General features: G+C 66.9%; 9 protein-coding genes. All 9 read right to left on the bottom strand.

Annotation, left to right across the window (positions count from 1 at the left end; translation table 11 throughout):
• A partial coding sequence (locus ACI2JH_RS18705) for an OmpA family protein (RefSeq protein WP_404736913.1) occupies positions 1 to 375 on the bottom strand: 375 nt, incomplete at its 3' end.
• 64 nt (positions 376 to 439) lie between these two features.
• Positions 440 to 1,759, bottom strand: a complete 1,320-nt coding sequence (gene tolB, locus ACI2JH_RS18700) for a Tol-Pal system beta propeller repeat protein TolB (protein ID WP_101098841.1) — start codon at positions 1,757 to 1,759, stop codon at positions 440 to 442.
• A 258-nt stretch (positions 1,760 to 2,017) separates the two neighbouring features.
• On the bottom strand, positions 2,018 to 3,088 hold the full coding sequence (tolA, locus tag ACI2JH_RS18695; RefSeq protein ID WP_101098840.1) for a cell envelope integrity protein TolA: 1,071 nt from the start codon (positions 3,086 to 3,088) through the stop codon (positions 2,018 to 2,020).
• Positions 3,078 to 3,503, bottom strand: coding sequence for a protein TolR (gene tolR, locus ACI2JH_RS18690; protein ID WP_042613822.1), 426 nt, complete (start codon positions 3,501 to 3,503; stop codon positions 3,078 to 3,080). The genes tolA and tolR overlap by 11 nt, the downstream gene beginning before the upstream one ends.
• A gap of 20 nt (positions 3,504 to 3,523) precedes the next feature.
• On the bottom strand, positions 3,524 to 4,300 hold the full coding sequence (gene tolQ / locus ACI2JH_RS18685) for a protein TolQ (RefSeq protein WP_042613823.1): 777 nt from the start codon (positions 4,298 to 4,300) through the stop codon (positions 3,524 to 3,526).
• Positions 4,297 to 4,755, bottom strand: coding sequence for a tol-pal system-associated acyl-CoA thioesterase (ybgC, locus tag ACI2JH_RS18680; RefSeq protein ID WP_404736912.1), 459 nt, complete (start codon positions 4,753 to 4,755; stop codon positions 4,297 to 4,299). The genes tolQ and ybgC overlap by 4 nt, the downstream gene beginning before the upstream one ends.
• A complete protein-coding gene (ruvB, locus tag ACI2JH_RS18675) occupies positions 4,748 to 5,788 on the bottom strand; it encodes a Holliday junction branch migration DNA helicase RuvB (protein ID WP_042613825.1) in 1,041 nt (346 codons plus the stop codon). The genes ybgC and ruvB overlap by 8 nt, the downstream gene beginning before the upstream one ends.
• 617 nt (positions 5,789 to 6,405) lie before the next feature.
• Positions 6,406 to 8,316 (bottom strand): potassium transporter Kup, encoded by a 1,911-nt coding sequence (locus ACI2JH_RS18670; protein WP_123700595.1) that lies wholly within the window; start codon positions 8,314 to 8,316, stop codon positions 6,406 to 6,408.
• Positions 8,317 to 8,357: 41 nt separating this feature from the next.
• Positions 8,358 to 8,951 carry a Holliday junction branch migration protein RuvA gene (gene ruvA, locus ACI2JH_RS18665; protein ID WP_042613465.1) on the bottom strand — a complete coding sequence of 198 codons (594 nt, stop codon included), beginning with the start codon at positions 8,949 to 8,951 and terminating at the stop codon, positions 8,358 to 8,360.
• Positions 8,952 to 8,962: the final 11 nt, after the last annotated feature.

Here is an 8,962-nt window from a genome sequence, read left to right as displayed (position 1 = left end):
GCTGACGCCGTTGCCACGACGCTCGCCCAGGGCCTGGTTGTACGCGCGCGAACCGCGCTCGTCGGTGTGGCCCTGCAGGGTGATGCGCGAGGACGGACGGTCACGCAGGTACTTGGCGTGGCAGGCCATGATCGCCTGGAACTCGGCCTTGACCGAATCCTGGTCCAGGTCGAAGTACACAACGCGCTGGCGCAGGCAGGCATCGGTGTCCAGGTCGCCCGGGCCGTACAGGCCGGAGGTCGACGGACCGGTCGGCTGGGTGGTGGTCGGCGTGGTGGCCGGCTCGGCCGGCACTTCCTTCACTTTCTTCGAGCAACCGGCCAGGGCGGCCACGGACAACAGGGAAACAAGCAGAACTTTGGTGGTCTTGTTCATGGCGATACCTTTGAGGCTCCTAAGCCGGTGAATGGGGTAAATCTCGGAAAATATTAACACTCTTTTAGCGCTTGGTACGGTATGGCGACCATGCGGGCTCACGGACATCGCCATCGGCCAGCACCAGTCGCTGGCGGACACGGGCATCGGCCGACACCGCGTAGAGAACGCCACGGCCACCTTCGCGCGCGGCGTAGAGCACCATGCTGGCGTTGGGCGCGAAGCTGGGCGACTCATCCAGCGAACCGGTGGAGAGCGTGCTCCAGCGCGGCGAACCCAGCGAGCTGTCCATCATCGCGACCTTGTAGCTGTTGCCCGAACCCTGTGCCACGGCGATCTTCTTGCCGTCCCAGGAAACCGACGGCTTGGCGTTGTAGTTGCCCTGGAAGGTAACGCGCTCGGCGCTGCCGCCGCTTGCAGCAACCTTGTAGACCTGCGGACGGCCGCCGCGATCGGAGGTGAAGTACACCGCGCTGCCATCCGGGGCCCAGGTCGGCTCGGTGTCGATGGCCAGGTGGTTGGTCAGCTGGGTCAGCTGCTTGCTGCCGAGGTCCATCGAGTAGACCTCCGGATTGCCCGAACGCGACAGCGTCAGGGCCAGCTTGCGGCCGTCCGGGGAGAACGCCGGGGCGCTGTTGATGCCGCGGAAGCTGGTCACCAGCTCACGTGCGCCGGTGGCGATGTTCTGGATGTAGATCGCCGAATTGCCGCGCTCGAAGCTGACGTAGGCCAGCTTGCCGCCATCCGGGCTCCACGACGGCGACAGCAGCGGTTCGGCCGAACGCACGATGGTCTGCGGGTTGTAGCCATCCGAATCGGCCACCATCAGCGCGTAGCGCATGGCATCGCCGCGGCCGCTGGCGGTGATGTAGGCGATCCGGGTCCAGAACGCGCCACGCACGCCGGTGATCTTTTCGTAGATCGCATCGGCCATCTGGTGGGCGACATCGCGCATGGCGTTGCCGCGCGCGGTCATCGCCAGGCCCAGCAGGCGCTCGCCCTTGGGCACGTCATACAGCTCGTATTCCACGCGGTACGCGCCGGCACCGGCGTCCTGCACGCGGCCGACCACGATGTAGTTCTGCTTCAGCGCGCGCCAGGTCGGGAACTGGATGTCACCGCCGCGGGTGGGCTTTTCCACGATCTGCGCTTCGGGCAGCGTGCGGAACTGGCCCGAACGGTCCAGGTCGGCGCGGATCACCGCGGCCACGTCGGTCTGCGGCGCAGCGGCCGAACCCTCGTAGGGCATCGGCACGACGGTGATCGGCGTGGCCGAGGCACTGCCGCCCACGATGTCGATCTCAAGGCCCTTCTGCTGCGCGAGCGCGGCAAAGGGAAGCAACAGGGCCGCGAACGCGACCATCCAGCGGGGCATCTTTTTCATGGAATGCTCAGTCAAGGAACCACAGCGAGGGATAGCAGGAACGGGGTGAACGGTTTCGCAATCATGAACCAGACCGGTGTGAAAGCAAGGTCGGTGCGAGGTAACGGGGGCTTCGGTGGGTGCCGGGGCTTCGGTGGATGGGGCTTCGGTGGGTGCCGCGGCTTCGATGGATGGGGCTTCGGTGGGTGACGACCGTTGGTCGTCACGCTCTTCCTCTCCAAGGCGTGACGACCAACGGTCCTCACCCACCGGCACGGGTCAATCCGGGCGGAAGTTGAGGATCAGCTCGCGGTTGAACACCTGCTCGAATCCCGCATACGGCAGCGGCTGGGCATTGAGCACCGCCGCTTCGATCGAGCGCTTGCCGGCCTCGTCGTACGGGCAGCTGGCGCCAACCTTGGCCGACAGCACGCGGCCACCGCGCAGCTGGGTGATCACGATCTGGCAACGCTGGCCGGAGGCGATGTTGTCCGGACGGATCCAGGCATCCTGCACCTTGGCCTGGATCGCCGCAGCGTACTTGGCGGTCAAGTCGTCACTGGTGCCGCCTGCCCCACCCGCCGGCTGCGAGGCCGCACTACTGCTGGCACTGGCATTGGACGCGGCCGCCGCGTTGCGCGCGGCCGCCACCTGGCGCAGCCGCTGCTCGGCCAGCTTGGCTTCCTTCTCGGCCTGCTCACGGCGCGAACGCAGCTCGGCGATCTTCTTCTGCTTGTCCGCCTCGGCCTTGCTTTCGTTGGCCTTGCGCTCGTCCTCGGCGATCTTCTTCTGGCGGTCCGCTTCCTGCTGCTTGGCCAGTCGTGCGCGCTGTTCGGCCTCTTCCTGGCGCTTGCGCTCGGTCAGGTCGATCTGCTCCTGGCGACGCTTCGCCTCCTGCTCCTGCCTGGCCTTTTCCTGCGAAATGGCCAGCGCGCTGACCGCGTCCTGGTCGACCTTGTCCGGCTGCGCCACGCGCTCCTGCGCCTGCGACTGCTGCGGCGTGGGCGCGTCCATCGGGCGCGGTTCGGGGGTCGGCTGCGGCGGCGGGATGGTGTCTTCCGGGATCGGTTCGGGCTCGGCGATGGGCTCGGGGATCGGCTCGGGCAGGGTTTCCAGGCGCTCGGACTGGCGCAGCGCCTGCCGCGCCGCCGAGGCCTCAGCGCTGGACAGGGCCATGTCGGCCTGCACCGCCGGGTCCCCGGCAGCGGCTTCGGTGTTGCGCTCGGGCGACCACAGCCAGGCCACGATGAAGACCAGCGCAAGCAGCAGGTGGACCAGCGCGGCAAGGCTTACCGGCCAGGCCCAGCCCTGTTCTTCGTCGCGCGGCGGCGGCAAGGCGTCACTGTGCATCGGTGGCCAGGCCAACCTTTTCCACGTTCGCGCGCTTCAGCACGTCCATTGCCGCCACGACCTTTTCATAGGCCACGGCACGGTCGGCGGCGACGATCACGCGGACCGTCTTGTCCTGCGCCACGATGCCGCCCAGCCGCGCCTGCATCTCTTCGGCGGACATCGCCGTGGGCTGCTTTTCGTCGGACAGCTTCAGGCTCAGCTGGCCGTCCGCGCGCACGGAAACGACGATCGGATCCTGCTTGCTCTCCAGCGCCTTCGCGTTGGAACGGGGCAGTTCAACCTCGAAGCTCAGCGTCAGCAGCGGCGCGGTGACCATGAAGATGATCAACAGCACGAGCATGACGTCGATGTACGGCACGACGTTGATTTCGGATTTGAGCTTGCGCCGCTTGCGGCGACCGATGGCACTCATGGTGGGCTCCTCGCCTGGGCTCAGTCGTCTGCGCCGGTCTGGCGCTGCAGGATGGAGCTGAACTCATCGGCGAAGGTTTCAAACCGCACCGCCATGCGCTCCACGCGCGTGGTGAAACGGTTGTACGCCCACACGGCGGGGATGGCCACGAACAGGCCGATGGCAGTAGCGAACAGGGCTTCGGAGATGCCCGGCGCCACCGACGCGATGCCGGCCTGCTCACCGCTGTTGATCATGTCGTGCATGGTCACCATGATGCCGAACACGGTGCCGACCAGGCCCACGTAGGGGGCGGTGGAGCCGATGTTGGCCAGCAGCTCCAGGTTGCGCTCCAGGCGGTCCACTTCGCGGGTGTAGGTGGTGCGCATGGCACGCTGCGCGCCTTCCAGCAGGGCACGGCCGTCCAGCCCGCGACGATCGCGCAGACGGTTGTACTCGCGGAAACCGGCTTCGAAGATGGCTTCCAGGCCGCCCACGCTGCGGTTGCGGTCGGTGGCCGAGGAGTACAGCTTGCCGAGGTCGGCGCCGGACCAGAAGCGGTTCTCGAACTCATCCGCTTCACGGGTGGCCTGCGAGAACACGCGGGCCTTGCGGAAGATGATCACCCAGCTGATGAACGAACCGGCCAGCAGCAGCAGCACGATGATGATCACCGGGATGCTGGCCTTGGTCATCAGCTCCCAGTAATTGATGCCGCTGCGCGAGGCCTGTACGGCGGTTTCGGCGGCGGCGCTGGTGACGTCCTCCGGCAGCGCCTCGACCACCGTGGCCTGCAGGCCCAGAAGCATTGCGATCATCGTTGTTCCTCAGTCTGCAAATCAGGATTGTGTGGAGTAAGGGGGTGTTCGTGCGACTTCAGGACCGCCAGCAGTGCATGGTCCATGGCGCGCGGGCGGAAGGATTCCGCATCCAGTGCGGCAATCCTGACCTGCGCGTCCAGCAGCACCTGGCCATCACGCAGCACCTGCTGGGCAAAGACCATGCTGGCGCGCCGGCACTGCACCAGCGTGGCGCTCACCTGCAGCGCATCGTCCAGTCGCGCCGGCTTGATGAAGTCCATCTCCATGGAGCGGACCGCGAACACCATGCCGTGTTCGCTGCGCATGCGCTCCTGGCCGAAGCCCAGCGCCCGCATCCATTCGGTGCGTGCCCGTTCCATGAAAGCCACGTAGCGGGCGTGGTAGACCACCCCACCTGCGTCGGTATCTTCCCAGTAGATGCGTGTCGGCCAACTGAACCGCGGCTCACTCATTGTCGGATTGCTCGGCGAAAAGGTCTACCGGGGGGGCCTTCGGCTTCAGGCCCAGATGGCGATACGCACGATGTGTGGCCATCCGGCCACGCGCGGTACGCACGAGGAAGCCTTGCTGGATCAGGTAGGGTTCGACCACGTCTTCCAGCGTGCCGCGCTCTTCGGACAGCGCCGCGGCCATCGATTCCACGCCCACCGGGCCGCCATCGAAGTAGTCCACCAGGGTGCGCAGGAAGCGCCGGTCGAGCTCGTCGAAGCCTTCCGGATCGACCTTCAGCATCACCATCGCGGCCTGTGCGACGTCCTGGTCGATGTGCCCGTTGGCCTTGACCTGGGCGTAATCGCGCACGCGCCGCAGCAGCCGGTTGGCGATGCGCGGGGTGCCGCGCGAACGGCGTGCGATCTCCCCTGCCCCGTCGGCGGTGCAGTCGATGCCGAGGATCTTCGCCGAGCGGCGCACGATGCGCGTCAACTCTTCGGCGGTATAGAACTCCAGCCGCTGCACGATGCCGAAGCGGTCGCGCAACGGCGCGGTAAGCAGGCCGGCCCGGGTGGTGGCGCCGACCAGGGTGAACGGTGGCAGGTCGAGCTTGATCGAGCGCGCTGCGGGCCCCTCGCCGATCATGATGTCGATCTGGAAGTCTTCCATCGCCGGGTACAGCACTTCCTCGACCACCGGGGACAGGCGGTGGATTTCATCGATGAACAGCACATCGTGCGGCTGCAGGTTGGTCAGCAGCGCGGCCAGGTCACCGGCCTTTTCGATCACCGGCCCGGAAGTCACCCGCAGCGCCACGCCGAGCTCGTTGGCGATGACATGGCTGAGGGTGGTCTTGCCCAGTCCCGGCGGACCGAAGATCAGCACGTGGTCCAGCGCATCGCCGCGTGCCTTGGCGGCCTGGATGTAGATGTCCATCTGCTCGCGCACCGGCACCTGGCCGAGGTAATCGGCCATGCGTTTGGGGCGGATGCTGGCATCGACGGCGTCATCCTCGCGGGTGGCGTCGGCGCCAATGATGCGGTGTTCGGTCATCTGCCGATTATGCGGCAAATTGGGCGCGCGCCGTGCGATTGGTGGGTGATCGAACGGGTGATGCCCCCTCGCGGGTGGCTTGAAAGCCGCAGCTGGGTTTGGGCCGGGCGGTGGGGCTGGTCGGGGGACGGCAGAAGCCGCTCCTGCGGGCCTCGTTTCGCGCCATCCATGGCGCGGGTACACGTCATCGCATTCGCGCTGCCGCTCCCACGCTTGCTGCGCAAACCATGGGCCCCTCCTCACCAACACCCACACCCCGCCGCTTCGCGGCCGCCCCTGACTCAGGGGCTCCCCCCCACCCGACACGCTACGGGGCCCTGGTAGCGCCGAGCCGTGCTCGGCGAGCGCAGCGGGCCGTTGGCGGAAACATCCCGCCGACCATGGGTCGGCGCTACCAGGCACGCATGTTCCAAGGCCGCCATGGGCCTGTCCAAGGTGGGGCGGGGTGGGTTGGCGGGGGCGTTGAGCGCCATGGATGGCGCGAAACGAGGCCCGCAGGAGCGGCTGTTGCCGTCCCCCGCCAACCCTCCCCGCCCCGCCAACAAGCAGCCGCGCAGCTGTTGACGTTGCCGGTGCTTTCGACGTCGCCTGAAAGCCGCGCGCAGCGCAGAAAACCCTTAGATCTCGACCTGCGCGCCCAGCTCCACCAGCCGGTTGCCGGGAATCCGGAAGAACCCGGTTGCCGGCGCGGCGTTGCGATGCATCAGCGCGAACAGCTTGTCGCGCCAGATCGGCATGCCGCGGTTGGCGGTGGCCACGATCGTCTCGCGGCTGGCGAAGAACGTGGTGTCCATCGGGTCGAAGTAGATCCCGCCGTGGTCGCATGAACGCATCAGCGCCAGCGGCACGTCCGGGGTCTCCATGAAACCGAACTTGACGTAGACCCGGTGGAAATCATCGCCGACCGATTCGATCTTCAACCGGTGCCCCTCCGGCGCGTACGGCACCGGCAGGGTCACCACGTGCAGGAACACATTGCGCTCGTGCAGCACCTTGTTGTGCTTCAGGTTGTGCATCAGCGCATGCGGCGCCACGGTCGGGTCGGCGGTCAGGAACACCGCCGTGCCCGGCACCCGGACCGGCGGCGCCAGCATCAGCCCCGGCAGGAAGGTATCCAGGCGGATGCCGTCCTTGCGGATCTCGTCGCGCAGCAGCTCGCGGCCACGCCGCCAGGTGCGCATCAGGGTGAACAGCAGGATGCCCAGCACCACCGGGAACCACGCGCCCTGCATCAGCTTGGCGCCATTGGCGATCACGAAGCCCAGGTCGATGATGAAGAACACCACGCACAGCGCAACGATCCAGTGCCGTGATTTCGGCCACAGGCTGCGCGCCACCAGGGCCAGCAACAGGGTATCGATCAGCATCGTGCCGGACACCGAAATGCCGTAGGCCACCGCCAGGTTGGACGAGCTCTGGAACGCCAGCACCAGCCCGATCACCATCACCGCCAGGCCCCAGTTGATGCCCGGGATGTAGATCTGGCCGATGGTGTCGTGCGAGGTGTGCTTGATCCGCATGCGCGGGATGTAGCCCAGCTGCATCGCCTGGCGGGACACCGAGAACGCCCCGGTGATGACCGACTGCGAGGCGATCACCGCCGCCATCGTGGCCAGGATGATCATCGGGTACAGCGCCCAGTCCGGCACCGCTTCGAAGAACGGGTTCTTCACCGCTTCGGGATGCTCCAGCACCAGCGCGCCCTGGCCCAGGTAGTTCATCACCAGGCACGGCAGCACGAAGAAATACCAGGCGTGGCGGATCGGCTTGGCACCGAAGTGGCCCATGTCGGCGTACAGGGCCTCGCCACCGGTGACCGCCAGCACCACTGCGCCGAGGATGAACACCCCGTGCCAGCCATGGTCCATGAAGAACCGGATCGCCCACCACGGGTTGAAGGCTTTCAGCACTTCAGGTGCATCGACGATGTTGTACAGGCCGATCGCCGCCAGCGAAATGAACCAGATGCTGGTGATCGGCCCGAACGCCTTGCCGATTTTTTCCGTGCCGAAGCGCTGCGCGGCAAACACCGCCAGCAGCACCACGATGGTGATCGGCAGGATGAAGCGATGCAGGCCGGGCGCAGCGATTTCCAGGCCCTCCACCGCGCCCAGCACCGAAATGGCCGGGGTGATCACCCCGTCGCCGAAGAACAGCGAGGCGCCGAAGATGCCGAGGATGCCGACCACGTACGCCGAGCGCGAGCCCTTGCTCAGCGTGCGCTGGGTCAGCGCCATCAGCGCCATGATCCCGCCCTCGCCCTCGTTGTCGGCGCGCATGATGATGGTGACGTACTTCAGGGTCACCACCAGGATCAGCGCCCAGAACGACAGCGACAGCACCCCCAGCACGGTGTCATGGTCGCTGGTCAGCCCGTAGTGGCCGGAGAACGCTTCCTTCAGGGTGTACAGCGGGCTGGTGCCGATGTCACCGAACACCACGCCGATCGCACCGACGACCAAGGCCATGCTGCTCCCGGTGGGGGCATGGCCGTGGCTGCCATCTTGCGGGTTGCTGGGGGTGGACATGGCGGGGCTCGGTGGGAGTATCGAAGAGGAAAAGGGCAGGCTCAGCGCAGCGCCGACTGCAGCGCCTTGCGGATGACCATGGCGACGTCGTCGCCCTCGGCATTGGCATCGCGGGCCATGCGCGCCGCCTCGGCCGGCTTGTAGCCGAGCTGCTGCAGCGCAACGGTGGCTTCGGACACCGGATCAGCCGCGGCGGGACCGCTACTGGACGGCAGTGCGCCGCCTGCGCCCAGCTGGGCGGCACGGTCGCGCAGTTCCAACACCATGCGCTCGGCGGTCTTCTTGCCGATGCCCGGGATGCGGGTCAGCGCGGTGACGTCCCCGGACTGCACCATCCGCACGAACTCTTCCACGCTGGCCGCCGACAACACCGCCAGCGCGATCTTCGCACCGATGCCGCTGACCTTCTGCACGTCGCGGAACAGGCGGCGCTCGCCATCGCGCAGGAAGCCGTACAGCGACACGCTGTCCTCCTTCTGCGCGTAGTGCGTGTACAGGATCACCTCGCGGCCGATGTCCGGCAGGTCATAGAACGTGCTCATCGGGGCTTCCAGCTCGTAGCCGACCCCGTTGACGTCCACCACCAGCCACGGCGGCGCCTTGTAGGCAACGATTCCACGCAGGCGACCGATCATGCAGCAGTGCT

Origin of the sequence: Stenotrophomonas sp. NPDC078853 (genome assembly GCF_044901215.1) — a bacterium.
GTDB lineage: Bacteria > Pseudomonadota > Gammaproteobacteria > Xanthomonadales > Xanthomonadaceae > Stenotrophomonas > Stenotrophomonas lacuserhaii.
The sequence above is the reverse complement of the archived record's forward strand: the minus strand, read 5'-3'. Positions and strand labels throughout refer to the sequence as shown.

What these genes read in the sequence shown, in the direction of transcription:
- tolQ (WP_042613823.1), bottom strand. Translation starts at nt 4,300, where the DNA reads ATGATCGCAATGCTTCTGGGCCTGCAGGCCACGGTGGTCGAGGCGCTG.
- tolB (WP_101098841.1), bottom strand. Translation starts at nt 1,759, where the DNA reads ATGAAAAAGATGCCCCGCTGGATGGTCGCGTTCGCGGCCCTGTTGCTT.
- tolA (WP_101098840.1), bottom strand. Translation starts at nt 3,088, where the DNA reads ATGCACAGTGACGCCTTGCCGCCGCCGCGCGACGAAGAACAGGGCTGG.
- ruvA (WP_042613465.1), bottom strand. Translation starts at nt 8,951, where the DNA reads ATGATCGGTCGCCTGCGTGGAATCGTTGCCTACAAGGCGCCGCCGTGG.
- ybgC (WP_404736912.1), bottom strand. Translation starts at nt 4,755, where the DNA reads ATGAGTGAGCCGCGGTTCAGTTGGCCGACACGCATCTACTGGGAAGAT.
- ACI2JH_RS18670 (WP_123700595.1), bottom strand. Translation starts at nt 8,316, where the DNA reads ATGTCCACCCCCAGCAACCCGCAAGATGGCAGCCACGGCCATGCCCCC.
- tolR (WP_042613822.1), bottom strand. Translation starts at nt 3,503, where the DNA reads ATGAGTGCCATCGGTCGCCGCAAGCGGCGCAAGCTCAAATCCGAAATC.
- ruvB (WP_042613825.1), bottom strand. Translation starts at nt 5,788, where the DNA reads ATGACCGAACACCGCATCATTGGCGCCGACGCCACCCGCGAGGATGAC.